This is a genomic window from Nitrospira sp. Kam-Ns4a (assembly GCF_965152595.1).
Genome location: NZ_OZ224218.1, coordinates 2,257,483 through 2,282,780, shown reverse-complemented (window position 1 = coordinate 2,282,780; position 25,298 = coordinate 2,257,483). Strand labels below are relative to the sequence as shown.

General features: G+C 67.4%; 25 protein-coding genes. 5 read left to right on the top strand and 20 right to left on the bottom strand.

Annotated features, from left to right (window positions below; translation table 11 throughout):
- Positions 1-28 precede the first annotated feature (28 nt).
- Complete coding sequence (locus tag ACWHYQ_RS11470; RefSeq protein WP_447972263.1) at positions 29-778, top strand: SDR family NAD(P)-dependent oxidoreductase; 750 nt, start codon at positions 29-31, stop codon at positions 776-778.
- An 83-nt stretch (positions 779-861) separates the two neighbouring features.
- A complete protein-coding gene (gene bioD, locus ACWHYQ_RS11465) occupies positions 862-1,617 on the top strand; it encodes a dethiobiotin synthase (protein ID WP_447972262.1) in 756 nt (251 codons plus the stop codon).
- Here bioD and thiE read toward each other — a convergent pair.
- The 14 genes from thiE to ACWHYQ_RS11395 all read right to left on the bottom strand — a co-directional run bounded on the left by thiE (position 1,586) and on the right by ACWHYQ_RS11395 (position 15,395).
- Complete coding sequence (gene thiE, locus ACWHYQ_RS11460; RefSeq protein ID WP_447972261.1) at positions 1,586-2,233, bottom strand: thiamine phosphate synthase; 648 nt, start codon at positions 2,231-2,233, stop codon at positions 1,586-1,588. The genes bioD and thiE overlap by 32 nt on opposite strands.
- A gap of 55 nt (positions 2,234-2,288) precedes the next feature.
- Complete coding sequence (gene accC / locus ACWHYQ_RS11455) at positions 2,289-3,638, bottom strand: acetyl-CoA carboxylase biotin carboxylase subunit (protein ID WP_447972260.1); 1,350 nt, start codon at positions 3,636-3,638, stop codon at positions 2,289-2,291.
- Between the two features lie 26 nt (positions 3,639-3,664).
- Positions 3,665-4,237, bottom strand: a complete 573-nt coding sequence (accB, locus tag ACWHYQ_RS11450; protein WP_447972259.1) for an acetyl-CoA carboxylase biotin carboxyl carrier protein — start codon at positions 4,235-4,237, stop codon at positions 3,665-3,667.
- Positions 4,234-4,794: an elongation factor P gene (efp, locus tag ACWHYQ_RS11445; RefSeq protein WP_447972258.1), complete on the bottom strand. Its 561-nt coding sequence runs from the start codon at positions 4,792-4,794 to the stop codon at positions 4,234-4,236. Before efp ends, accB begins: the two co-directional genes overlap by 4 nt.
- 36 nt (positions 4,795-4,830) lie before the next feature.
- Positions 4,831-5,301, bottom strand: coding sequence for a type II 3-dehydroquinate dehydratase (gene aroQ, locus ACWHYQ_RS11440; protein ID WP_447972257.1), 471 nt, complete (start codon positions 5,299-5,301; stop codon positions 4,831-4,833).
- 58 nt (positions 5,302-5,359) lie between these two features.
- Complete coding sequence (locus ACWHYQ_RS11435) at positions 5,360-6,019, bottom strand: tetratricopeptide repeat protein (RefSeq protein ID WP_447972256.1); 660 nt, start codon at positions 6,017-6,019, stop codon at positions 5,360-5,362.
- A gap of 17 nt (positions 6,020-6,036) precedes the next feature.
- Positions 6,037-7,272, bottom strand: coding sequence for a bifunctional phosphopantothenoylcysteine decarboxylase/phosphopantothenate--cysteine ligase CoaBC (gene coaBC, locus ACWHYQ_RS11430; RefSeq protein ID WP_447972255.1), 1,236 nt, complete (start codon positions 7,270-7,272; stop codon positions 6,037-6,039).
- 15 nt (positions 7,273-7,287) lie between these two features.
- Entirely contained in the window at positions 7,288-7,650 is a 363-nt protein-coding gene (locus ACWHYQ_RS11425; RefSeq protein ID WP_447972254.1) for a DNA-directed RNA polymerase subunit omega, read from the bottom strand.
- A 15-nt stretch (positions 7,651-7,665) separates the two neighbouring features.
- Positions 7,666-8,322 carry a guanylate kinase gene (gene gmk, locus ACWHYQ_RS11420; RefSeq protein WP_447972253.1) on the bottom strand — a complete coding sequence of 219 codons (657 nt, stop codon included), beginning with the start codon at positions 8,320-8,322 and terminating at the stop codon, positions 7,666-7,668.
- An 87-nt stretch (positions 8,323-8,409) separates the two neighbouring features.
- Complete coding sequence (locus tag ACWHYQ_RS11415; protein ID WP_447972252.1) at positions 8,410-9,288, bottom strand: YicC/YloC family endoribonuclease; 879 nt, start codon at positions 9,286-9,288, stop codon at positions 8,410-8,412.
- On the bottom strand, positions 9,285-9,983 hold the full coding sequence (nth, locus tag ACWHYQ_RS11410) for an endonuclease III (RefSeq protein WP_447972251.1): 699 nt from the start codon (positions 9,981-9,983) through the stop codon (positions 9,285-9,287). Before nth ends, ACWHYQ_RS11415 begins: the two co-directional genes overlap by 4 nt.
- Positions 9,984-9,990: 7 nt before the next feature.
- Positions 9,991-11,610 (bottom strand): GTPase HflX, encoded by a 1,620-nt coding sequence (hflX, locus tag ACWHYQ_RS11405; RefSeq protein WP_447972250.1) that lies wholly within the window; start codon positions 11,608-11,610, stop codon positions 9,991-9,993.
- 97 nt (positions 11,611-11,707) lie between these two features.
- Entirely contained in the window at positions 11,708-12,778 is a 1,071-nt protein-coding gene (gene tsaD / locus ACWHYQ_RS11400) for a tRNA (adenosine(37)-N6)-threonylcarbamoyltransferase complex transferase subunit TsaD (RefSeq protein ID WP_447972249.1), read from the bottom strand.
- A 187-nt stretch (positions 12,779-12,965) separates the two neighbouring features.
- Positions 12,966-15,395, bottom strand: a complete 2,430-nt coding sequence (locus ACWHYQ_RS11395) for an ATP-dependent Clp protease ATP-binding subunit (protein WP_447972248.1) — start codon at positions 15,393-15,395, stop codon at positions 12,966-12,968.
- A gap of 281 nt (positions 15,396-15,676) precedes the next feature.
- Here ACWHYQ_RS11395 and ACWHYQ_RS11390 point away from each other — a divergent pair, with 281 nt between their 5' ends.
- The gene (locus ACWHYQ_RS11390) at positions 15,677-16,531 is read left to right on the top strand and encodes an NAD(+)/NADH kinase (protein ID WP_447972247.1); all 855 of its coding nucleotides are present in this window, start codon (positions 15,677-15,679) and stop codon (positions 16,529-16,531) included.
- Here the strand turns inward: ACWHYQ_RS11390 and ACWHYQ_RS11385 are convergent.
- From ACWHYQ_RS11385 to ACWHYQ_RS11365, 5 genes are all read right to left on the bottom strand, one after another.
- Positions 16,528-17,922, bottom strand: a complete 1,395-nt coding sequence (locus ACWHYQ_RS11385) for an FAD-dependent oxidoreductase (RefSeq protein WP_447972246.1) — start codon at positions 17,920-17,922, stop codon at positions 16,528-16,530. The two genes, ACWHYQ_RS11390 and ACWHYQ_RS11385, sit on opposite strands and share 4 nt — an antisense overlap.
- Positions 17,923-18,027: 105 nt before the next feature.
- Positions 18,028-19,458 (bottom strand): class II fumarate hydratase, encoded by a 1,431-nt coding sequence (locus ACWHYQ_RS11380; RefSeq protein WP_447975557.1) that lies wholly within the window; start codon positions 19,456-19,458, stop codon positions 18,028-18,030.
- A 177-nt stretch (positions 19,459-19,635) separates the two neighbouring features.
- The gene (locus ACWHYQ_RS11375) at positions 19,636-19,962 is read right to left on the bottom strand and encodes a GYD domain-containing protein (RefSeq protein ID WP_447972245.1); all 327 of its coding nucleotides are present in this window, start codon (positions 19,960-19,962) and stop codon (positions 19,636-19,638) included.
- A gap of 270 nt (positions 19,963-20,232) precedes the next feature.
- Positions 20,233-21,855 carry a chaperonin GroEL gene (gene groL, locus ACWHYQ_RS11370; RefSeq protein ID WP_447972244.1) on the bottom strand — a complete coding sequence of 541 codons (1,623 nt, stop codon included), beginning with the start codon at positions 21,853-21,855 and terminating at the stop codon, positions 20,233-20,235.
- A gap of 80 nt (positions 21,856-21,935) precedes the next feature.
- Entirely contained in the window at positions 21,936-22,157 is a 222-nt protein-coding gene (locus ACWHYQ_RS11365; protein ID WP_447972243.1) for an SPW repeat domain-containing protein, read from the bottom strand.
- Positions 22,158-22,453: 296 nt separating this feature from the next.
- Here ACWHYQ_RS11365 and ACWHYQ_RS11360 point away from each other — a divergent pair, with 296 nt between their 5' ends.
- Entirely contained in the window at positions 22,454-23,974 is a 1,521-nt protein-coding gene (locus ACWHYQ_RS11360; RefSeq protein ID WP_447972242.1) for a DegQ family serine endoprotease, read from the top strand.
- Positions 23,975-24,133: 159 nt separating this feature from the next.
- Here ACWHYQ_RS11360 and ACWHYQ_RS11355 read toward each other — a convergent pair whose 3' ends face one another.
- Positions 24,134-24,823 (bottom strand): hypothetical protein, encoded by a 690-nt coding sequence (locus ACWHYQ_RS11355; protein ID WP_447972241.1) that lies wholly within the window; start codon positions 24,821-24,823, stop codon positions 24,134-24,136.
- 196 nt (positions 24,824-25,019) lie between these two features.
- On the opposite strand from ACWHYQ_RS11355, the gene ACWHYQ_RS11350 reads away from it, so the two are divergent.
- Entirely contained in the window at positions 25,020-25,244 is a 225-nt protein-coding gene (locus ACWHYQ_RS11350) for a hypothetical protein (RefSeq protein ID WP_447972240.1), read from the top strand.
- Positions 25,245-25,298 lie beyond the last annotated feature (54 nt).

The following is a 25,298-nucleotide window of genomic DNA, read 5'->3' as shown; positions in this document are numbered from 1 at the left end:
GCTCTTTCACCAGACCAGAACCGCAAGCGTGAACGGCTCCCCCGCGCAGCAGAGCGAGGCCTTGGGGACGGTGCTCGTGACGGGCGGGTCGCGCGGCATCGGTCGAGCGGTCTGTCTGGAGTTCGGCCGCGCCGGCTGGCGCGTCGGGGTCCACTATCGGGAGCGGCAGGCCGAGGCCGAGGAGACCGCGGCCCTCGTGCGGCGCGCCGGCGGGGACGCGCTTCCCTGCCGCGCGGACGTGCGCGAGTTCGCCCAGGTCGAGGCGATGGTCCAGGGGCTCCTCGCGCGCTGGGGCGTGCTGGATGTCCTGGTCTGTGGGGCCGGGCAGGCCGCAAGCCGTCTGGCTCTGAAGACCAGCCCGGATGAATGGCAGGCCATCATCCACACCAACCTGACCGGGACCTTTCATTGTCTCAAGGCGGTCGGCCCTGGGATGATCGAGCGCCGGAGCGGCGCCGTGGTCGTCATCGGCTCGTTCGCCGCGCTCCAGGGCAGACCCGGCCAGGCGGCCTACGCCACGTCCAAGGCCGGGCTCCTCGGACTGGTCAAGACGACCGCCAAGGAATGGGGGCGCCACAACGTGCGGGTGAATCTCCTGTTGCCCGGCTGGCAACGGACCGAGTTGGCGGGCCGCGCTTTGCCCGAAGACCAGGACCTCGGGGATCACAGTCTCGGCTGCACGGTCCCGCTGGAGGACGTGGCGCGGACCGTGTTTCACCTCGCAGCGATGCGGGGAACCTCCGGCCAGGTCTGGAACCTGGACAGCCGCATTGTCTAGCGAAGAGAACCTAGCGAGCGGCAACCAGCTAGGAGGGATCTGCCACCTCTTTGGCTCGCTTGCGGTGCGATTCGCGACCGGCTATGGGCTACTTGCAGATGAGGTACGGGTGCTTCATCACCGGCACTGACACCGGCGTCGGCAAGACGGCCGTGACTGCGGCGCTGGCCGTCTGCCTCGCTCGCCGGGGCCTGGCCGTGGGCGTCATGAAGCCGATTGAGACCGGCATCGCCGATCGTCCGACCTGGGACTCTGACGCGGACCGGCTCCGGGCCGCCGCGGCGGTCGCCGACCCGCTGGACCTGATCAGCCCCTATCGGCTGCCCGAGCCGCTCGCGCCGCTCGCAGCGGCGCGGAAGGCTGGGCTCGCCCTTGACTTGGCCCGGCTGGCCGCGACGTTCCAGACGTTAGCGACCCGCCACAGCTGGATGCTGGTCGAGGGAGTCGGGGGGCCGCTCGTCCCGCTAACGCCCGAGGCCGACGTCCGAGACCTGATCCAGCAGCTGCGGCTCCCGGCCGTGGTCGTGGGCCGGGTGGCCCTTGGCGGCGTCAGCCAGGCTCTCCTGGCCCTGGAGGCGTTACGGGCGCACCGGATCGAGATCCTCGCGCTGATCCTCAACCGGCCAAAGCCTTCCCCCGGATCCCCCTGGACTCAGGAGCAGGAAGCCTCGACCACCGATCTCTTGATCGAGCGGAGCGGCACGCGGGTCCTCGGCCCGTTGCCCCATGTTCCCTCCCTTCGCACCTCCTGGGAGCACGGCGTCGCGAGCCTGGCGGCGAACCCCGCCGTGGCCGAGCTGGCCGATCTCATCGGCGCAGCCGCGCCAGAAAGGCCGTGACCGCCGCCCCGATGTCGGGCGCCGAGAGGACGGCCGAGATCACCGCCACCCCGTCTGCGCCCGCCGCCATGACCGCGTCCACGTTCTCCAGGCTGATGCCTCCGATCGCAAAGAGCGGGCGCGTCGTCATGGCTCTGATCTGGGCGAGCCCCGCCACGCCGACGAGCGGGTCGCGGTCCGGCTTGGTGACGGTCTCAAACACCGGCCCAAACGCGACGTAGTCAGCCCCCTCCCGCACCGCCTCCTGGACCTGCGCGACGGAGTGCGTGGACAGGCCGATGAGCTTCTCCGACCCGAGCACCGCGCGCGCCCGCTGGAGCGGCAGGTCGGCCTGCCCCAGGTGGACGCCGTCGGCATCTACCGCGATGGCCAAGTCGCACCGGTCGTTGACCAGGAACAGCGCGCCGGCGTCGGCCGCCCGCCGGCGGAGCCGGGCCGCTTCGCGGTAGGCCTCCACCATGGGCGCCTCCTTGTTTCGGTACTGAAACAGCCGCGCGCCGGCGGCACAGGCGACGGCCAGCACGTCGTCGAGGTCCCGTCCGCGGGCCGCCCGCTGGTCCAGAATCACGTAGAGCCCCGAGAGCCTGCTCGGGTCATGACGGGGCTGGGCGGTCATGCGGAAGCCAGGCCGGCGACGGCAGGGGAGCGTGGTGCCGGAGCGAGAACCTTCATCAGGAGGGGGTGGTGGTCAGAAGCCGATCGAGGAAGCTGGTGGACACCCGACCCTTCTGGAACTCGGCGTCGGCAAAGATGCGGCGATGCAGTGGGATCGTCGTCTTGATCCCTTCGATGGCGAACTCGTCCAGGGCCCGCCGCATCCGGGCCATTGCCTCTTCGCGGTCCCGACCGTGCGTGATCAGCTTGGCGATTAACGAGTCGTAATAGGGGACCACGGTCGCGTTCACCTCGAGCGCCGAGTCCACCCGGACGCCGAACCCGCCCGGCGGATGGTAGCGGGTCACGAGCCCGGGGCTCGGCGTGAATTTCTCAGGGCATTCGGCGTTGATCCGACACTCGAAGCTGTGCCCGGTCAGTCGGATGTCCTGTTGCCGGACCGCGAGCGGCAGTCCCGCCGCCACGCGGATCTGCTCCTTGATCAGATCAAGGCCAGTCACCATCTCCGTGATCGGGTGCTCCACCTGGATCCGCGCGTTGACCTCCATGAAGTAGAACTTCTGGTCCTTGTCCAGCAGGAACTCGACGGTGCCCGCGTTCCGGTAGTGCACAGCCCGGACGGCCTCCGTAGCCGCCCGCCCCAGCTCGCGCCTGAGCCGCTCGTCCACGGCCGGCGACGGCGTCTCCTCGACCAACTTCTGGTACCGCCGCTGGATCGAGCAATCGCGCTCGCCCAGAAACACGACCCGGCCCCGCTCGTCGGCGAGGATTTGGACCTCGATGTGGCGGGGCTCGAGGAAGTACCGCTCCAGGTAGACGCCCTCGTGCCCGAAGGTGGACTTGGCCTCGCTCTGGGCTGCCTGGAACGCACGGACCAGGTCCTCCTCCTTGTTGACCACCCGCATGCCGCGGCCGCCGCCGCCGGCCGAGGCCTTGATGATCACTGGGAACCCGACCTTGCGTGCGGCCTCTAGCGCGTCCTGCTCGCTGCGCAGCTCGCCCGGGCTGCCCGGAAGCACCGGCAGGCCGTGGCGGGCCATGATCTCGCGCGCCTTTGCCTTGTCCCCCATCAGCGCGATGTTCTCGGAGGTCGGCCCGATGAACTTGATCCCGATGGACTCGCAGACTTCCGCGAAGTGCGCGTTCTCCGAGAGGAACCCGTAGCCAGGATGGATGGCCTCGGCACCGGTGATCTCAGCGGCGCTGAGGACGTTGGGAATGTTCCGGTAGCTCAACGCATCCTCGGCCGGGCCAACGCAGACGCGCTCGTCGGCGGCGCGGACATGCAGGGCGTTCGCGTCCACGTCCGAGTGAATCGCCACGGTCCGGATGCCCAGCTCCTTGCAGGCCCGGATGACCCGCAGCGCGATCTCCCCGCGATTGGCAACGAGAATCTTTTTGAACACGGCGGCCCCCCGATCGTGGACGGCCGTCAGGACGCAGGCAACGGCTCGATCAGGAACAATGGCTGCCCGTATTCCACGGGCTTGGTGCTCTCGGCCAGGATCTTCACGATCCGGCCGTCCACCTCGGCCTCGATCTCGTTCATGAGCTTCATCGCCTCCACGATGCAGAGCACCTGGCCCTTCTTGACGAAGTCCCCCTCCTCCACATAGGGATCAGCGTCCGGCGAGGGCGAACGGTAGAAGGTGCCGACGATCGGGGAGGTGACGGTGACCAGGCCAGTCGCCTCCTTGACCGGCAGGGGGATCTGGCTGGCGGCGGGGAGCTCCGCCCCGCCGGGTGGCCTTTCCCTGGTGGCCGTCTGGGGTACGGTCGCGGTCGCCTCGCGGACGAGGCGCACACGGAACCCCCCGTGCTCCACCTCCAGCTCCGCCAGGTTATGCTGCTTGAGGAGCTCGATCAGGTCGTGGATCTCCCGGCGCCGGTCGGAGGCCGCTCCGGGCGCGGTGGTGCGCCCCGGCTCGGGTGGTGCAGCCTCGGGGAGCGCGGGAGGGCGCGGCCTCCTACGCTTGGGCAGAGCGCGGTCGCGGCGTCCGCTCACCGCACACGCTCCACGTATTCGCGGGTTCGGGTGTCGATCTTGATGACCTCTCCCACCTCTAGGTAGAGCGGCACCTTGATGACGGCACCGGTCTCCACCACGGCGGGCTTGGTGCCCCCGGAGGCAGTATCGCCGCGGACCCCGGGCTCCGCATCCACGACTTTGAGCTCGATGAAAATGGGCAGCTCGACCGCGATCGGCTGATGCTCATAAATGAGGATTTTCGCCACCGTGTTTTCCTTGAGCAGGTCGGCGTTCTCCCCGAGCTGCTTCTTGTCGTAGGTGAACTGCTCGAAGGTCTCGGTGTCCATGAACGTGTAGGCATCCCCGGTGGCGTAGAGGAACTGCATCTCGCGTTCCTCCAACTCGGGCTCTTCGAACTTTTCACCGGAGCGGAAGGTCTTATCAATCACGTTGCCCGTTTTGTAGCTCTTGAGTTTGGTGCGGACGAACGCGCCGCCCTTGCCCGGTTTCACGTGCTGGAACTCTACGATGTAATAGGGCTCCCCGTCCAGCTTGAGCCGCGCCCCGTTGCGGAAATCAGCCGTCGAAATCACGAACCGTTGCCTCCCTTGATTGCCCGTGAGGGACGATCAGGCCGAGCCGGATCGCCCGGCGGCCTTCAGGTGCTCGATCGCGGCCCGCAGCCCCAGCAGGTAGCTGGATGGGCCGAACCCCGCGATCTGGCCCAGCGCCACGCCCGCGATATAGGAGCGATGCCGGAACCGCTCGCGCCGATAGAGGTTGCTCAGATGCACCTCCACGGTGGGAACGCCGACGGCCGCGATGGCGTCGCGAATCGCGACGCTCGTGTGCGTGAACGCCGCCGGGTTGATCACGATGGCGTCGAACCGGTTCCTGGCGTCCTGGATCCAGCTCACCAGCTCCGCCTCGTTGTTCGATTGTCGGATGTCCACCTCGACGCCCTCCTGTTTGGCCAGCTCCAGAATCGCCGTGTTGATCTCGGCGAGCGTCGTCGGGCCGTAGACGGACTGCTCACGCTGCCCCAACAGATTCAGGTTCGGGCCGTGCAGGACGAGCACATGGAATGGCTGGGTCGTCATCCTCAAGGTCGGATGTAAGTCGGTTATTGTAACAAGCCCCTCCGCCCTGGTCAAACCGTCAGAGAGCGGAGGCTCCATCGACCTCGCTGCGGGACCTCTCTGACTCGCGCCGCCGCTGCACGGTAGCGAGCCAGGCTTTGAGCCGAGCCACCTTCCTGGCCCTCGCATCGTCGTTTGCCGCCGCGCCCGACGAGGCTTGCGCGGCATCCTGCCGCGCCGGAACCACCGCCCGTTCGATGGGGGTCAGCGCAGGGACGGCGACAACGCCCGCACGTCCGCCAGCGCCTTGTTGCCGCTGCTCGATGGCGGCCTTCAGCCCGAGCGCGTCCGGATCCTTGGGATTGGCGGCTAACAGCACCGCACAGGACCGCGAGGCGTCGTCCAGGGCGTTCTCGTCCAGGTAGATCCGGGCCAGCGTCCGGTGGGCCAGGAGGTTTTCCGGGCTGTCCTTGATCGCCTCCTGCAGGGTGGCTTTGGCTTCAGCGCGCTGGCCCGCCTGGTAGTACACGCGGCCGAGCGCCGTGCGGGCGAGAATGAAAGTCGGGTAGGCCTTCAGACCCTCTTTGAGCACCGCCACCGCTTCTCGGAATCGGCCAATCTTGGCATATTCCTCGGCAAGCGGCAGGAACGCTTTGGAGGCCGGGTCCTTGGCGAGCCGCTTCGTGAACGCCGCGATACGGAGGGAGGGGTCCTCGTGCTGCGGATCGGCGGGAGCCATTGGCCGTCGAGCCCTGGTCAGATTCCGCCTCGACCGCGCTGGTCGGCCGCCAGCCGCAGGCTCAGGGCGGCGTCGAGGATCCGGTCCGCCAGCTCCCGCTTCGACATGAGCGACAGCACCGTTTCGTGGCCGTCGCGATCGATCAGGAGCGCCGCATTTGTGTCTGAGCCAAACCCGCAGCCCTCCGCGGTCACGTCGTTGGCCACGATCAGATCGAGCCCCTTACAGGCCAGCTTGTCGCGCGCGCGGGCCGCCAGGGCCTCGGTCTCAGCGGCGAAGCCGACGAGGAGTTGGGCCGTCTTGCGCCGCGACAGGGTTTCGAGAATATCCTCGGTCGGCTCCAAGTCCAGATGCCGCCAGGCCTGATCGGTCTTCATGAGCTTGCGGGAGGCGGGACGCGCAGGACGGAAATCCGCGACGGCCGCGGCCATGATTACCACCGACGCCCAGCCGAAGCGCGTGGTCAGGGCCTTGGCCATCTCCTCCGCGGTCACGACCGGCACGACTTCCACGCCGGGGGGCGGGGGCAGCGCAGTCGGGCCGCTGACGAGAACCACCTCGGCCCCGCGCTCCCGCGCGGCCTGGGCAATCGCATAGCCCATCTTGCCCGAGGACCGGTTGGAGATGAACCGAACCGGATCCAGCGCTTCCTGCGTCGGCCCAGCCGAGACCAGGACCCGTTGGCCCGCCCAGTCGAGACGCGGCGCTAGCTTGGCCGCGATCGCGTCGAGGATCGTGGCGTCGTCGGTGAGGCGCCCGCGCCCAAGCTTTCCCGAGGCGAGTGGCCCTTCGTCCGGCTCCAGCACCGTCGCCCCCCGACTGCGAAGGACCGCCACGTGGGCCTGGACCGCCGGATGGCTCCACATGTCCCCGTCCATGGCTGGCGCCAGCACGAGCGGGCGGTCGGCCGCGAGAAGCAGCGTGCTCAGCAGATCGTCCGCCAATCCGAGCGCCGCCTTGGCCAGCAGGTTGGCGGTCGCCGGCGCGACCACGACGAGGTCGGCGGCCTCTGCCAGGGTCAGGTGGGGCAGGGGATCGCGGGCGGCGAAGAGGTCCATCGCCACCGGGTGGCGCGACAGCACCTCGAAGGTCAGCGGCGTGACGAACCGGGTGGCGGCCGCGGTCATCGCCACGGTCACGTCCGCTCCCTCCCGGATCAGCGTGCGCAGCAACCCGACCGCTTTATAGGCAGCGATGCTTCCGCACACGCCCAGGACCACTCGCTTGCCGAGAAACTTTGGCCCTGCGGCCATCGCGCCCTCCGCCGGCTATTCCTCGCCTTCCGGCTCCGCCGCCTGGACCGAGTCGTCCACATAGACGCTGAGATCCTTCCGGATCTCCCGGCCGTCCTCCTCGGCCGGCGCCAGCCCCATCCGTTCCATCTCATGTTCCACGCCCCGCTTGGCCTCCTTCATGGCCTGGCGTGCTTCCTTGCCGACGAGGAACGGCACGTGACCCCGCAGAACCTCGTCCAAGGCGATTGTGGTCTCCTTCGTGAACTTCGAATGCCCCGTCGGTCGCGCCCCCTGCATCAGGTGCTTCGCACGCTGCGAGGCGGCGATCACCAGCCGGTGGCGCGAATCGAACCGTTCCGGGTCAAACTCGGGTAGCAGTGCCAATGCGTCCATCATAGCGTGGGTCTCTCCTTAGGTTGTCGCGGGATTCGGGCGGGCGCCCGCCCTGTCGTCCTTTCCCTTGATGAAGTTCTCCTCCAGCCAGGCGATGTCGAGCCGCTTGGTCCGGATCCGCTCGGCCAGGACGATGGCCTCGAGCTCCTTCAACGCCTGCTTCACGTCGTCGTTCCGCACGATGTACGAGTACTCCCGGTAGCTCCACACCTCTTCACGGGCCTTCTGAAGACGCCGCGCGATCTCATCGGGGGAGTCCGAACCGCGCTGGAGCAGCCTGGTGCGGAGGGCCTCGATCGAGGGCGGCAGGATGTAGATATACACCCCGTCCTCGAACTTCTTCTTGATCTGCATGGCCCCCTGTGCATCAATCTCGAGCAACACGTCGTATCCCTGGTCCATCAACGCGGTGAGCGTGTGGCGCGGCGTGCCGTAGAGATGCCCGTAGACCGGCGCCCATTCGGCGAACTCGTTGCGGGCCACCATCTCTTGGAACACCTGCTCGTCCACGAAATAGTAGTCCCGGCCGTGGACTTCCCCGGGCCTGGGCTTCCGGGTCGTGTAGGACACCGAGTGACGGAGGCCGGGCACGAGATTGACGACCTCTTTGCACAACGTCGTCTTGCCCGCACCCGAGGGAGCCGACACGACGAACAGCAACCCTTTTCGCTCCATACGCTCCTTTGGGGAAAGCCATAGGCTACCGGCTCTCAGCCTGCATCTCCGGAGAATCACGAAGCCGATGACCGACGGTTTCCCGGATCATTCGATGTTCTGCACCTGTTCGCGGATCTTCTCGAGCTCGCCCTTGACGCGCACGACCCGGCCGGCGATCTCGGCGTCGTTGGCCTTGGCACCGACGGTGTTGATCTCGCGGCCCATCTCCTGGAGCAGGAAATCCAACGTACGGCCGACGGCCTCCCGGCTCCCGAGGGCCCCGTCAAACTGCGCGAGGTGGGACTCCAGCCGCGTCAGCTCCTCGCTCACGTCGCATCGGTCGGCGAAGACCGCCAGCTCTTGATGCAGCCGCCCCTCGTCCACGGCGCGGGGCGCGAGCAGCTTCTCGACTCTCGCCTTCATCCGCTCGAATGCCTCCCGCACCACCTGGGGCGATCGCGCACTGATGAGGCGGACCTCCGCGCGCACCGTCTGCAGGCGACGCCGAAGATCGCGCGCCAGAGCGGTCCCTTCGCGCCGCCGCATGGCGTCCAGGTCCGCGAGCGCCCCTTTGGCGAGCCGGCCGACCAGGCGCGCCAAAGGCCGGGAATCGGCCGGCTGGTCCACGACCGAGACGAGCTCCCGGAGCCCGGCCACCAGCGCCAGGTCCACGGAACCGGCCAGGCGCAGCTCGCGCTGAAGCTCGCAGAGAAGACGATAGTACTGCCTGGCCAGGGACCGGTCAAGACTGAGGCTCCGCCGCCCCTCCACCTCGCCCGTCAGCGAGACCGTGACTTCGACGCGGCCGCGCGCGCACCGGCGCTGGACCTCCCGTTTCAGCTCCTCCTCCAGCGACCCGAGGAACCGGGGGACGCGCACGATTACCTCGCAGAAGCGGTGGTTCACCGCCCGCACCTCGACGGCGACCGTGCCCTGCCCCACCGGAGCCTCCCGCCGCCCGTAGCCGGTCATGCTCCGAATCATCGTGGTCGCTTCCCGGGCCAGGCGCACTCCTGGTAGATCGCGCACTGACCGCACTTCGGAGCCCGCGCCAGGCACACGTACCGGCCGTGCAGCAGGAGCCGCTGCGAGCCGGACGTCCACCGGTCCTGCGGGATCAGGCGCTGGAGCTCTGCCTCGATCCAATCGGGATCGCCGCTCCGCGCCAGGCCGAGGCGCTGGGCAACCCGCTTCACGTGCGTGTCCACGACGACCGCGGGCTTCCCAAAGCAGGCCCCGAGCACGACGTTGGCGGTCTTCCGGCCGACACCGGGCAAGGTCACGAGCGCCTCCATGGTGTCGGGGACTTGGCCGCCAAACCGCTCGCGCAACGCGCGGGCGCACCCGATGAGGCTGCGCGCCTTGCTGCGGAAGAACCCGGTCGGCCGAATCAGGGCTTCCAGCTCGGTCGGATCGGCGGCGGCCAGCGCGGACACGCTGGGATACCGGGCGAACAACGTGGGGGTGACCTGGTTGACGCGCTGATCCGTGCACTGGGCGGACAGGATGGTGGCCACCAAGAGCTCGATCGGGCTCTTATAGGCGAGCTCGACACGCGCGTCGGGGATCGCCTGTTCGAGCTTGTCCAAAATCCGCGCCACACGCGCGCGGCCGCCCGCCGGGCTCGGCTGCGCTGGCCCCGGCCGTCGGGACCGGCCCTGCAGGGGAGCGCGCTTCACCGGACCCTCATCCCACCGCGCGTGGGATCAGCGCCAGTGGACCGGCCGGCACCCCGCCGGATTGGATCTCGCCCCGATCCTGCTGGCAGACCTCCGAGAGTACCTGCTCCAACGCCCTGAGCATCGGGATGAGCGTGTCGTTCCGCACGGCGGAGATTCCGATTGCGCCAAACCGCCGACAGAGCGCCTCGGCCTCTTCGGCGTCCAGCCGGTCGCACTTGTTGAACACCAGCAGCCTCGGGGTTTTCGCCAAGTCTAGCTCCTCGAGGATCTTCTCGACCGCGTGGATCTGGCTCTCGAGGTTCCTCGAGCTGGCGTCCACCAGATGGAGCAGCACGTCCGCGTCCCGCAGCTCCTCGAGCGTGGTCCGGAACGCCCCCATGAGATCCTTCGGGAGGTCCCGGAGGAAACCCACCGTGTCCGTGATGATGACCTCGCGGTCCTGCGGAAACCGGAGCCGGCGGCTGGTTGTATCGAGCGTGTCGAACGGGCGGTTCTCGGCCGAGACGTGGCTCCTGGTCAGCGCGTTGAGCAGGGTAGACTTGCCGGCGTTCGTGTAGCCGACGATCGAGACGATCGGCAAGCGGTTCCTGAGACGGCGTGCCCGCCGCCGGTCGCGGTGCCGGGCTACGGCGTCCAGCTCGCGCTCCAGGTGCGCCAGCCGGTCGCGCACCCGGCGCCGGTCGGTCTCCAGCTTGCTCTCGCCGGGCCCCCGACCGCCGATGCCGCCGCCCAGGCGCGAGAGGGCCGAGTGGTTCCCCGAGAGCCGCGGCAGGAGGTAGCGGAGCTGCGCCAGCTCCACCTGGATCTTACCTTCCCGGCTGTGCGCCCGGCGGGCGAAGATGTCCAGGATGACCTGGGTGCGGTCCACGACCTTCATGTCGGTCATCTCGGCGATCGCGCGCACCTGCGCCGGCGTCAGATCCTGGTCGAAGATGAGCAGATCCGCGCCGGACTGCAGCGCCCTGATCACCACCTCTTTCAACTTCCCGCGGCCGAGCAGGTACTTGGGATGCACCTCCTGTGTCCGCTGGCACACGGAGCCAAGCACGGCGATGCCGGCCGATCGCGCCAGCTCGGCCAGCTCCGCCAGCCGTTCCTCCTGCTCCCAGCGGCTTCGTGTCGAGGCGCTGACCAGGATCGCGGACTCCTCCCCGGCGCGCACGAGATGGGTCGCGGCCGCGCGGGTCAGCTCGGCCTCCAGCGCGCCCACAAACTTGTCGCACTCGAGCTGAAACGAGTGGAAGGACCGGGGCGGCCACACCTCGTACGCCGATCCGCGCGCGTTGGGCGGCAGGATGTGTGCCAGGTGGAGATCCGCCGGGAGGCCGTCGGGCCCGACGCCGAGGGCGGCGATGAGATCGAGCCGCAACAAACCGAGATCGGTGAGGTCATCCTGGGTGAGCGGCTCGTTGTCGAGGTGCGTGTGCACCAGCCGGACTCCGCGCAGCGACCGCTGGCCCACCCGGAACCCAGAGAGCCGGCTGAGGTCCAGCTCCCGGCCGGTCCCGACGATGACCTGCTCGACGATCCCGCGCCGCGTGATGACGAGGCCGATCTGGCAGCGAATCTCGTGGGAGAGTTCCGTGCAGGCGCGGGCCAGCTCCGGCGTGATCAGCTTGTCCACCGGGACGCGCCGCCGGTACAGGTGCTCCAGCCGGAGGAGCTGGCTCGCTTTCAGCCCGTTGGTATTGCCGTAAACGGTTGGAATAGCCCCTCCCCTCTCAGCGACGCGCCCCTGCGGCCAGCCGTGGGCGCCGCCGCTCCTGAGCCCCGCCGATCGGCGTGGCCAGCGACCAGGCAGGATCCGCCTCCATCGTCCAGGGCTCGAACCGCCCCTGCGCGTACGCCCGTAGGCCCGCGAACGCGATCATAGCCGCGTTGTCGGTGCAATAGGCAGGACGCGGGATGGCCAGGCGGATGCCGGCCTCCGCCGCCCGGGCGGCCAGCCGCTCGCGCAAGCGGCTGTTCGCCGACACGCCGCCGACGACGGCCAGAGCGCCGACCCGCTCGCGCGCGACCGCCCGAAAGGCCTTCTCCACCAGGACATCCACGATCGCCTCCTGGAAGCCTGCGGCCACGTCCTCCACCGGGACTGGGCTCCCGCGCCGCTCAAGACCTCGGAGGTAGTACAGTAGCGCGGTCTTCAGTCCGCTGAAGCTGCAGTCGAGGCTCGCCCGCCTGGCGTAGGGTCGCGGAAACCGCACGGCCTCCGGATTACCCCGGCGGGCCGTCCGGTCCATCGCGGGGCCGCCCGGGAAGCCAAGCCCCAACATCTTCGCCGCCTTGTCAAAGGCCTCCCCGGCCGCATCGTCCAGGGTCCGGCCCAGACAGGTGCAGTCGCCCGTCGGCTCTACCCGGTAAAGGTGCGTATGACCGCCCGACACCACCAGCACCACGCAGGGCGTCGGGAAGTCCGGATGCTCGACCCAGGCCGAGGCCAGATGGCCTTCGAGGTGATTGACCCCGATGAGTGGGATGCGCAGCGCGTAGGCCAGTGCCTTTGCGTAGCTTACTCCCACGAGCAGAGCGCCCGCGAGCCCGGGGCCGCGGGTGACCGCCACCGCGGTCAGCTCGCTCCAGCCCACGCCGGCGGTCTGCAGGGCCGAGGCCGTGACCGCCTCGATCGTCTCGAGGTGCCGTCGGGCCGCCAGCTCCGGCACCACGCCGCCGTAGCGCCCATGCACGTCGTGCTGCGAGGCCAGCACCGAAGAGGCCACCACGCCACCGCGCACGACGGCTGCCGCAGTTTCGTCGCAGGAAGTCTCGATCCCGAGGATCGTCGGGGATGCCATGACTGTCTCCTCACGGGCTCACAGCCCACCCCGGGCCGGCGGACCGGCTTTGCACGGGAGCGGGCCCTTGGGGGCAGGAATCGGAAGACGGGGCCAAATGCGCGGCGACCCTCGCGCAGGTCGCTGCGCGAGGGTCGCCATCGTTCCGGACCGGAATCTGTGTCGAGGTCACAGGCCAAGCCGCGCGTCACACTCCCGCCATGGCTTCTTCTTCGACGAACGCCGGCGCCTCGTCTTTTAAGACCACCCTGATCTTGCGGGCGTCCTTGAAGCGGCCGCGGATCAGCTCCTCGGAGAGCGGGTCGCCAATCGCCTTCTGGATGGTGCGCCGCATCGGGCGGGCGCCGTAGAGCGGCTCGTAGCCTTCCTTCAGCAGCCACTCCTTGACGTCGTCGCTGACCTCGAGCTGCACGCCCTTCTCTAGCAGCCGTGCGTTGAGTTCCCTGAGCAGGATGTCGAGGATGCCGAGCAGGTGCTCCTTCTCCAGCGGATGGAAGACGACGACCTCGTCAATCCGGTTGAGGAACTCCGGGCTGAACGAGCGCCGCAGCTCCGCCAGCACCTCGTCCTTCATCCGCCGGTCACGGTCGCTCGGGTCCGAGCGGTGGAAGCCCAGCGAGACGCCCTTCTGGATCAGCTTGGTGCCGAGGTTCGAGGTCATGATCACGACGGTGTTCTTGAAGTCCACCTTGCGGCCCAGACTGTCGGTCAGGACGCCGTCGTCCAGGACCTGCAGCAGCACGTTGAAGATGTCCGGGTGCGCCTTCTCGATCTCGTCGAAGAGCACGACCGAGTACGGCCGGCGCCGGACCTTCTCGGTGAGCTGCCCGCCTTCCTCGTACCCGACGTAGCCGGGCGGGGCGCCGAACAGGCGGGAGCTCGTGAACTTCTCCTGGTACTCGGACATATCGATCCGGATCAGGGCATCCTCGGTGTTGAAGAGGAACTCCGCCAGCGCCCGAGCCAGTTCGGTTTTGCCCACGCCGGTGGGGCCGAGGAAGATGAAGGAACCGATCGGTTTCTTGGCCTCCTTCAAGCCGGCGCGCGAGCGCCGGATGGCGCGGCAGACAGCCGAGATCGCCTCCTGCTGCCCAACGATCCGGCGATGGAGGAACTCCTCCATCTTCAGCAGCTTGTTGGACTCCTCCTCCTCGAGCTTGAAGAGCGGGATGCCGGTCATCTTGGAGACCACGTAGGCGACGTCCTCCTTTGTGATCACCGGCTTCTGCTTCTCCTGATTCTTCTTCCACTCGCGCTTGGACTCCTCCAGCAGCTTGCGCAGCCGTTCCTCCTCCTCGCGGAACCTGACAGCCTCCTCGAAGTTCTGGAGCGAGATCGCCAGCTCCTTCTCGCGCGCGACCTTCTTCAGTTCCTGCTCCAGCGCCTTCAGTTCACCGGGCAGCGCGTAGGTCTGCAACTTCGCGCGCGAGCCGGTCTCGTCAATCAGGTCAATCGCCTTGTCCGGGAGGAAGCGGTCGGTGATGTAGCGGTCTGAGAGCTTGACAGCCTCGATGATCGCCTCTTCCGTGATCTCGACCCCGTGGTGCTCCTCGTAGCGGTCCCGGAGCCCTTGGATGATCCGGATCGTCTCCTCGATGCTCGGCGGCTGCACGTAGATGGGCTGGAACCGCCGCTTCAGCGCCCCGTCCTTCTCGATGTGCTTGCGGTACTCGTCCAGCGTGGTCGCGCCGATGCACTGAATCTCCCCGCGGGAGAGCGCGGGCTTCAACATGTTCGAGGCGTCAATGGACCCTTCGGCGGCGCCGGCCCCGACGAGCGTGTGCAGCTCGTCAATGAAGATGATGATGTTGCCAGCCTGGACGATTTCCTTCATCACGACCTTGAGACGCTCCTCGAACTGGCCGCGGTACTTCGTGCCGGCCACAAGGGAGCCGAGGTCCAGCGCGATCACTCGGCGCGAGAGCAGGTTGTCGGGCACCTCCGACATGACGATGCGCTGCGCCAAGCCCTCGACGATCGCCGTCTTGCCTACCCCGGACTCCCCGATCAGCACGGGGTTGTTCTTGGTGCGTCGGCTGAGGATCTGGAGCACGCGCTCGATCTCGTCGGCGCGGCCGATCACCGGGTCGAGCTGCCCCTCCTGCGCAAGCTGGGTCAGATCGCGGCCGAACTCGTCCAGAGCGGGCGTGTTGCTCTTCCGGTCGCGTTCGCGCGGCGCGGACTTGCGGAGGAACGTCACGGTGAGCTGCCGGGCGGTCAGGAGGTTCGCGCCGAGGCTCCGCAGGATCTTCCCCCCGATGCCCTCCTCCTCGCGCAGCAGCCCCAGCAGGAGATGCTCGCTCCCGATGTGGTTGTGCCCCAGGAGCCGGGCCTCTTCGACCCCGTACTCGATGACCTTCTTGACGCGCGGGCTGAAGGGAATCTCCCCGAAGGTCATCGTGGTGCCGCCGCTCGGCAGATTCCGCTCGATCTCTAGGCGGATCTGCTCGGTGGAGAGCCCCATCTTCTTAAGGATCATGAGGGCGATGCCGTCCGATTCGCGAAGAATGGCCAGGACCAGGTGCTCCGTCCCCAGATAGTCGTTCTGGTGACGCTCGGCCTCTTCTCTCGCCAGGATGATGATCTTCCGACCCTTATCCGTGAATCGTTCGAACATCCTGCCTCCTTCGGGTGGGGGTACCGATACGGCCTCGACAAGCGGCAACTCGTCAAAAAACTTGCCCCAATTCTATCGGCGTCCTCTCACACTGTCAAGTGCGGCAGCGGCGCGTCACCCCGTCGCGGACAGACTGCACACGCGAGTGGGCGAGTCCGCCGACGCGCCGCGTGCGTTCGTTGACAAGCCGCTCGCGCTCTCGTTACAATCACTCCCCGCTTCCCCTGTCCTGCTCGCACCTTGGTTCCGCCCGACCACCCCGCGAGAGGCCGCGAGACTCCATGAAAGCCGTCGGGATCCTGACCAAGCCCAAGTTCCCCGATATCAAACCTATCCTGGCCGACCTCGTCACCTGGCTGCGCGAGCAGGGCAAGGACGTGATCTTGGACGGCAAGACCGCCGGGCTGATCGGCGAGCCGCCCCTGTACCAGAAATCCCATCTCGCGACGCGCTGCGACGTGGTGCTCGTGCTGGGCGGCGACGGCACGATGTTGAACGCGGCGCGGCTGGTGGAGGAGCGCGGCGTCCCGATCCTCGGCATCAACATGGGCGGCCTCGGTTTCTTGACCGAGGTGAGCCTGGACCAGATGTACCCGGCTCTCCGGCGCGTCTTCAATCAGGAATTCTATCTGGAGGAGCGCCTGATGCTGCGGGCCCGCATTGACCGTCACGGCGACCACGTGGCCCAGGCCACGGTGCTGAACGATGTGGTGCTGAGCAAGGGGACGCTCGCACGCATGATCACGCTCCAGATCTCGATTGACGGCCAGTTCGTCACGACCCTGCGCGGGGACGGGTTGATCGTCTCCACTCCGACCGGCTCGACCGCCTACTCGCTGTCAGCCGGCGGCCCCATTATGAACCCTTCGGTCCAGGCCCTGATCCTAACCCCTATCTGCCCGCACACCCTGACGCACCGTCCGCTGCTGATCCCGAGCACGGTGGCGCTGGACGTGACCCTCACCAGCCCGGACGAGGGCGCCATGACCACCTTTGACGGGCAGGTCGGGGTCGCGATGACGCAAGGTGACACCGTCGCGATCAGGGCGTCGGAGCACTGCACGAAGCTCATCCGGTTTCCCGAGCGGACGTACTACGACGTGCTGCGGCGGAAGCTGAAGTGGGGAGATAGTTAGCGCGCGGCGATGGTCCCGGCGGCGTCCTTCTTGCGCTGGATCTGGGCCAGCATCTCGTGGTTGGTCAGGTATTTGAATTCCCCGATGCAATCGGGTGACGCCCCGTGCTCCTTCTCCGCTTCTTCGAGGAAGCGGAGGTCCTTCGCATCCACCGCCTGGACGCGCCGGTCTTTGAAGGTGCCCTGCAGCCGGGCCAGGATCCCGTGGACCGCGGCGGGCCCGGCCGGCGCCCGCGTCGCGAGATACCGCAAGACCACCTCGGCGCACCACTCCCCGTCCCGCTTGGCGATGCCGACGAGGCCCTCGCTGGCCTTGCGGGCCCACCCGACCAGAAACACGCCCTCCATGATCTGTCCGGACGCCTCGTCGTAGGCCTGAAACAGGGAGTCGTCGGGATCATTCCCGGTCTTCACCGGATTGGTCACGAACACGCCGTCTTTATACGGAAGGCCGACCGTCTCGTCCACCTTGTCGCCGACGGCGAAGACCACGCTGTCGCAAGGGAATTCGTAGTACTGCTTGAGCCCCACCGCGGAGAAGTCCTCACCCTTGGGCTCGAGCCGGGTCTCCTCGATCTCCAGGGCCCGGACCCGGTTGTGCTCGTCGGTCAGCACGCGCCGGGGCGAGGCCAGGAACCGGAAGCCCATCCGCGTCGGGCTGACCTTCGGCTCGCATTTGGTGAACTCCTCGAGCATCGCTTTGAGGAGCTCATCCGGCTTCTGCCCCACCGCTTCGAGGCGGCTTCGGATCCGGGCGAACTCGCCGGCGAGCGCGGCCTGGTCAATGTTGGCGCAGATAGCGCGGATCTCCTTGGGGTTGTACTTACGCTCGGCTGGCCCCCGCCGGGCGATCGCCGTGACCTCGTCCACCTGCTTGTACCGCACGAGCCAATGGGCGATGTCCACCATCACGTCGCCCACTCCGATGATCGCGACCCTCCGCCCCATCTCGAAGGGACGGTCGCCGTAGCCCGGCAGGCGGTTGAAGTGATAGACGACGTCCTTCGCGTGGAAGACGCCCGCCGCCGAGTCGCCCTCGACGCCGATCCGTTTGGTGCCCTGCGCGCCCGTGGCGAAGACCACCGCGCTGGCACCCAGCCCGAGCAGGTCTTCCACGGTCAGATCCTTTCCCCGGCCGATGGAAACGTTGCCGTAATAGTGCACGTTCGGCCGCTCGACGATCTCCCAATAGGACTTCTTGAGGCCTCCCCGCAGCTTGAGCTTGCTCGGGAAAATTCCGTATTCGGCGAGCCCGCCGAACTTGATGTCCCGATTGAGGATGACCACTTCATGGCCGGCCTTCGAGAGCAGATTGGCGACCGACATGCCGGCGGGGCCGGCCCCGATGACGATGATCAGATGCCTAGCAGCCGTGCTTGTGGACTCTCTCATGATGCCTTATCCCTGGTGGGTCCCGGTCGAAAGATGGCGAATTTCGGGCGACGTTAGCACAGCCAGTTTCGCCTTGTCAAAAGCGCAGACGCGTCGGAACGGATGTCACCGGCGGCGGCCCAGGTCGGGGCCGGTCATCCGCCAGGGGTCCAGCAAGGTCTCCAACTTCTTCGCCGGGAGGACCCGTTCCGCCAGGGCGACCGCCCGAACAGTCTTCCCCGTCCGATAGGCCTCCTTAGCGATCCTCGCCGCTGCCTCGTAGCCGATCTCCGGCGCCAGCGCGGTGCACATGGCGAGGCTACCTTCGATCGAGTCCCGGCAGCGCGGTTCGTTGGCGGCAATGCCCTCGACGCAACGGACCGCGAAATTCTCCGCGGCCCGGGCAAGCAACTCGACGGACTGCAAGAGGTTGTAGGCCATGACCGGCAGCATGACCAGCAGCTCGAAATTTCCCGACTGCCCGGCGACCGTGATCGTGACGTCGTTCCCGATCACCTGGGCCGCAACCATCGTGACGGATTCCGCGATCACCGGGTTCACCTTGCCCGGCATGATGGAGGACCCGGGCTGCGTCTCGGGGAGGATGATCTCGCCCAGCCCGCAGCGCGGACCGGAGCCGAGCCAGCGGATGTCGTTGGCGATCTTCATGAGGCTTACCGCGATCGTGCGCAACTCCCCGCTGGCCTCCACAACGGAGTCCTGGGCCGATTGCGCCTCGAAATGGTCCGCGGCCTCCCGCAAGCGGTACCCGATCTCCTGGCTCACCAGCGCTATGACCCGGTCGGCAAACTTGGGGTGGGTGTTCAGCCCGGTCCCGACCGCCGTCCCGCCCAGGGCCACCTCGGCGAGGGCCGCCTGCGCGCGCCGCACCCGCTCGAGCCCTAGCTCGATCTGGCGGGCGTAGCCACCGAACTCTTGCCCGAGCCGGATGGGCGTCGCGTCCTGCAAATGCGTGCGCCCGATCTTGACGATCCGATCGAAGGCGCGAGCTTTGCCCGCCAGGGCCTTCTGCAGCCGCGCCAGCGCCGGGATCAACTCGCGCGCCATCATCTCAATCGCGGCCACGTGGATGGCCGTGGGAATCACGTCGTTGCTCGACTGGCCAAGGTTGACGTGATCGTTCGGGTGCACGAGCTTGCTGCCGCGCGCGCCGCCCAACAGCTCCGAGGCTCGGTTCGCGATCACCTCGTTCGCGTTCATGTTCGTCGAGGTGCCGGACCCGGTCTGGAAGATGTCGAGCGGGAACTCCCCGTCCAGGCGTCCGTCCACGACCTCGCGACTGGCGGCTTGGATCGCCTTCGCCAGCTTGTGGTCGAGCAGGCCGAGCGATTCGTTGACCGCGGCGGCCGCCCACTTGATCAGCCCCAGCGCCCGGATGAAGGAGCGAGGGAACCGGAGCCCGCTGATCGGGAAGTTCGCAATGGCCCGTGCCGTCTGGACCCCATAATAGGCGGAGGCAGGCACCGCCAGCTCCCCCATCGTGTCCCGCTCGATCCGCAGAGCCGGCCGATCGCCCGGGGCTGTGCCGCTCCCCATAGCGCGGTTCCCCTTTGCTCGCCTCTTCGTCGTGATCGTCTTGTGCCGCGCCGTCTGCTTCACCGCCCGTCTCCCCATACCCCGATCTCCGGTCAGCCCCCCGCCGCAGGTGCTGTCGGTCGCCTGCCCGTGCCCCGGCCCCTTGACTGGGCCCACACCGTGGGGGCAGGCCGTCGGTCACCCTTTCGTTCGTTTGGCTCCCTTCTTGCCCCACACCTCCTGGAGCAACGACCGCCACTCCGCCCGCGGGATCGCCGGCATGGTCGTCACCCGGATGTGCCCGAGCGAAGAGTTCAGGACCGCCGCCTGCATGGCCGCCCGGTTGTTCGGAAACTCCAGGATCGCCACGACGTCGTATTCCCCCAGGCAATACCAGGCGTCTAGCAGCCGGCCCCCCAGCGACTCGATGTTCCGCTGGACCGTCTCCGAGCGGGCGATACCTCGCTCCTTCATCGTCATGATCCCGTGCGCCGTGAACTTCACCAGGCTAACGTACACAGGCATAGGGGGCCCCCTTTCGGTTGAAGCGAGTCGGTTAGGGACGGCGCCCTGCGCGCCGGGGGGGCCATCTTAATCCATCGGGGATGCCGGCTCAAGATTTTTCTGACGCCGGAGGAAGGTCGTGACCAGACGAGAACAGAACAACGATCGCAGCGAGACAGCGACTGCGGGGAACACGCGGGACGTTCGTGAGAAAGAGCGGGAGGTGTGGGTGGAGGAGGAGAGCGGAACAACGGAGCGGCCGGGGATTGCCCCCGGCCGCTCCGCGCGCCCTCAGTACATGTCCTCTTCCGGCATGGGCGCGCCGGCAGGTTTCTTATTCTCGGGAAGCTCGGTGACCAGCACCTCGGTCGTGAGCATCAGTCCCGCTACGCTCGCCGCGTTCTGTAGCGCAGTGCGGGTGACCTTCGTCGGGTCAATGATCCCGGCCTGGAGCAGGTCCGTGTACTGCTCGGTGGCCGCGTCGAACCCGTAGGCGCCGGACTCCCGTTTGACCTTCTCCACGACGACCGAGCCGTCGTGCCCGGCGTTCCAGGCGATCTGGCGAATGGGCTCCTCCAGTGCGCGCCGGACGATGTTGGCGCCCACCTGCTGGTCGCCCTCCAGCTTGAGTCGGTCCAGCGCGGGGATGCACCGGAGCAGGGCGACCCCGCCGCCGGGGACGATCCCCTCCTCGACCGCGGCCTTGGTCGCGTGCAGGGCGTCCTCGACGCGGGCCTTCTTTTCCTTCATCTCGGTCTCGGTCGCCGCCCCGACATGAATCACGGCTACCCCGCCGACCAGTTTGGCCAGGCGCTCCTGCAGCTTCTCGCGGTCGTAGTCGGAGGTCGTCTCCTCGATCTGGGCCTTGATCTGCTTGACCCGGCCCTCGATCTTCTTCGGATCGCCGTAGCCCTCCACGATCGTCGTGTTGTCCTTGTCCACCGTGACGCGCTTGGCGCGGCCGAGGTCCGCCAGCTTCACGTTCTCCAGCTTGATCCCCAAATCCTCGGAAATGGCCTGCCCGCCGGTGAGGATCGCGATATCCTCCAGCATCGCCTTGCGCCGGTCGCCGAAGCCGGGCGCCTTGACGGCTACGACGCTTAGCGTGCCGCGGAGCTTGTTGACCACGAGCGTAGCGAGTGCCTCCCCCTCCACATCCTCCGCGATGATGAGCAAGGGCTTGCCCATCTTGGCGATCTGCTCCAGGAGCGGCAGCAGATCCTTCATCGCGCTGATCTTCTTCTCGTGGATCAGGATGAAGGGATCCTCCAGCACCGCCTCCATCCGCTCCGCGTTGGTCACGAAGTAGGGGGAGATGTACCCGCGGTCGAACTGCATCCCCTCGACGACGTCGAGCGACGTGGTCATGCCCTTCCCTTCCTCAACGGTGATGACCCCGTCCTTGCCGACCTTCTCCATCGCCTCGGCGATGAGCTCCCCGATGGTCGGATCGTTGTTCGCCGAGATCGTCCCGATCTGGGCGATCTCCTTCTTCCCCTGGCAGGGCTTGCTGATCTTCTTCAGCTCCTCGACGACAACCTCCACCGCCTTGTCAATGCCCCGCTTCAGCTCCATGGCGGAGGCGCCCGCCGTCAAGTTCTTCACCCCTTCGCGGAAAATGGCCTCGGCCAGCACGGTGGCCGTCGTGGTGCCGTCCCCGGCCGCGTCGCTGGTCTTGCTGGCCACCTCGCGCACGAGCTGCGCGCCCATGTTCTCGAAATGCTCGGGCAGCTCGATCTCCTTGGCGACCGTGACGCCGTCCTTGGTGATCGTCGGTGAGCCCCATTTCTTGTCCAAGATCGCGTTGCGTCCTTTCGGTCCCAGGGTGGCCTTGACCGCGGTCGCAAGCTGAGAGACGCCGCGCAGGATCGCGGACCGCGCGGCATCGCCGTAGATGAGTCGCTTTGCTGGCATGTCCTCCCTCCTCCTCTTGTTCTTCGAGACTCAAGGCTCGCGTACGCGGCGCGGCTGACCTGGCTCCGCCCTCGGTCCGCTCAGGTCGTCTTCTGCCGACTGTCCTTCAGCACATGGAACGACCAGCCGTGCTCCTTGAGCTCGCGCAATCCCCAGAACGTGGTTGCGATCAAGATCGCCACGCCCACCGCCACGTCGTTGCGAACCGCGGTGTCGTTGTCCGCGTAGCCGAGGAGGAAGGGCGCGGCCACGAGCCAGACGGCGATCAGCGCGAAGAGTGACGGCATGTACCGTATGTTCATGGACCTCACCTCCCTGCAAGTCAGATTCGGATCTGCCGGTGAACGCCGATCAGGCCTGAGGGTCGGGCGGAGCGGCCAGCGCGCGCACGCCGGCCGTCGAAAACACTGCATGCATAATCATGCCCGTCGCGACCGTCAAGAGCGCCGGAAACCGGCCGGGACGCCCCTCCCCTGCCCTTGACTGACCGCCCGGACACCTTACCTACATGTCCATATGTCTCCATGCCCGAAGCCGTTCCGGCCGGCCGGGCCCCTTTCGGGCGCGCGGCGCCCCCTTCGATTGGGAGGAAGCGAGTATGTCTTTGTCCAGAGGCCTGAACGGCTTGTATCCAGGGGGGCGGTCTCCGTGGCCGGCTCTCCTTGCGTTTCTGCTGACTTGGTCCGGGCTGGTCCACTGTGCCCGGGACGAGAGCCCGGCCAGCCAACCCGTCGTCGCGGCGCCTGTCCCTGTCTCGGCCGGCCCGGCTTCCACCCCGGTCCCGTCCAACGAGACCTTTATCGCTGTCGCCAAGGTGGCCCGGGAGTCGGTCGTCAACATCGCCTCCGTCCGCAAGGTAAGCCAGCGGGAGTCGCCGTTTCCCAGCCCCTTCTTCGAGGATCCCTTCTTCCGGCGATTCTTCGGGGAGGAATTTGAGCGCCGTTTTCAGATCCCGCGGGAGCGCCGGGAGCACGGGCTGGGTTCAGGCGTGATCGTCAGCACGGACGGCTACATCCTGACCAACAACCACGTCATCGAGCACGCGGACGAGCTGGAAGTGTTGCTGGGAGACAAGCGGAAGTTCAAGGCCAAGGTCGTCGGCACCGACCCCAAAACCGATGTGGCGGTGATCAAGATCGATGCGACGGGACTCCCCACCCTGCCTTGGGGCGATTCCAGCAAGCTGCAGGTGGGCGAGCTGGTGCTGGCGGTCGGGAACCCCTTCGGGCTGAACCAGACGGTCACCATGGGGATCATCAGCGCAGTCGGCCGCGCCAATATGGGGATCGTGGACTACGAAGACTTCATCCAGACAGACGCGGCGATCAACCCGGGCAATTCGGGCGGGGCCCTGGTCAATCTCAGGGGCGAGCTGGTCGGCATCAACACGGCCATCTTCACCCGCAACGGCGGGTTCATGGGGATCGGGTTTGCCATCCCCAGCAACATGGCCCGCAGCGTGATGGAGAGCCTGATCAAGCACGGGAAAGTCGTCCGGGGTTGGCTCGGGGTGTCCATCCAGGAGGTCAGCCAGGACCTCGCCCAACAGTTCGGCGCGCCGGGCACGAACGGCGCGCTGGTGGCCGACGTGATGGAGGACAGCCCGGCCGCCAAGGCGGGCCTTGAGCGCGGCGACATCATCACCCGCTTCAACGGGACAGCCGTCAAGGATCCCGCGCATTTGCGGGCACTCGTCGCGGAGACCGCCCCTGGCACCGCTGTCACGCTGACCGTCCTGCGCGACAAGAAGAGCCGCGAGATCACGGTCACGATCGCCGAGCTGCCCAAGGAACTGGCGTCCGCCTCCCGCGGCGGGAAGGAAGGCCGCGGCGAACATGCCCTAGCCGGTGTCACGGTGGAGAACTACACACCTGACCGCCGCGAGCGGGGGCGCGCGCGCGACATCGCGGGCGTGGTGGTCACCGAGGTCCAGCCCGACAGCCCCGCCGAGCGGGCGGGGCTCCGGCCGGGCGACGTGATCCGCGAGATCAACCGCAAGCCGGTGCGGAACGTGCAGGATTTCGAGCGGCTGACCGCTCAGCTCACCGCGGACAAGCCAGTGTTGCTGCTCCTCAGCCGCGGGAACGCGACGATCTTCCTGTCGATCAACCCGCAGTGAGCCTGCCCAGCGAATCCTGGTGCCGTGTCGGCCCGGCTCGGCCCCGGCGGATCTGGGCCTGCGGATCGAGCGCTTCTCCGATCGTCGGGATGGAGAGGGTGCCAGCGACCGTCCCGGCCTGACAACGGCCAGCGGGCGCTCGCAGCACCACGGCGCAGATTACCCTTCCGCGACCGGACGCGGGCTCCGCCGGGCAGGATCGGCGGTTCGCTCGGGAACGGGAGGCTGGTCAGGCAGGGGGACGGGGACCCGCAGCTCTTCTTGGCGCCGACGTTCGCGCTGCTGCTGCTCGTGCAGCCGCTCCACGCTCAGGTCGGTCATGGTGAGGAACAGTTCCGTTTCCTCACGGGCTTCGCGGAGTCGCTGACGTTCCGTCACGGTGATGCGAGTCACCCCATCGTTCCACTCCATCCGTCGTGAGGACAGGATGCCGGAATAGAGGTCGAAGTCATCCAAGCCCTCGTGCGCCGGCGGCCCATAGAGCTCCGTCAAGCGGGTGCGCAAACCGGCATATCCCCGGGGAACGCGGTCGGCCCGATAGTGCACCACGATCTCGTAGAGCGTCCCCTGGTGCAACCGGTACTCGATCTGTCGGACATGGGGGTCGCCGGAAGGAACCGTAACGGACTGCTGCGGTTTCGGGCGGGGCGCTCCCTTGACAGTCTCGGGTACCAGGCGGAGCAGCTCACCGGCGGCCATCCCGAGTCGCGCCTGCTGAAAGCTGCGTGGGAGCTTGCTGGTCGTGGGGGAAGCCGAGGAGGATGGATCCTGGGCGGCGGCCAGCGTGGCCCCGGACAGCAGCACCGTCAGGGCGATAAACGCAAGCCATGCAAATTCCCTCTTGCCCATGACCTCTCTCCATATTTTCTGAACAGCCGACTGCTTGGCACAGTGATAACACTGGATCCTGCCGCGTCAACACGGTGGCCCCAGGCTCTCTGCCCGGCGGCAGCCTTGACAGCTTGATTGTCGGGATTATTTGCCGTGGAGGGCGGCGGCCAAACCCTCCCCCTCTCTGCCGAGCCCACAGGAGGCGCGACGCCCGATGAGCCGACCGACCGTGCTGGCCGTAGTGATGCCCTTGGCGACCGCGCTGATGGCCGTTCCCGATCCCCAGGCGGTACCGAGCCTGGCAAGCGGCGAAGCGTTTTCCCTGTTGGTGGCGGGCTTGGTCTTCCTCGCCTGGGCGCTTGGAGCCTGGCTCTCGCTGCGTGAAGAAGATGCCACGTCCCTCACAGTCTCCCCGCCACAGGACCGACAGATCGCCTAGAGGAGGCTGCATTCGACCACGGAGAGCCGCCTTCTCGAGGCAGCAAGGCGGCGG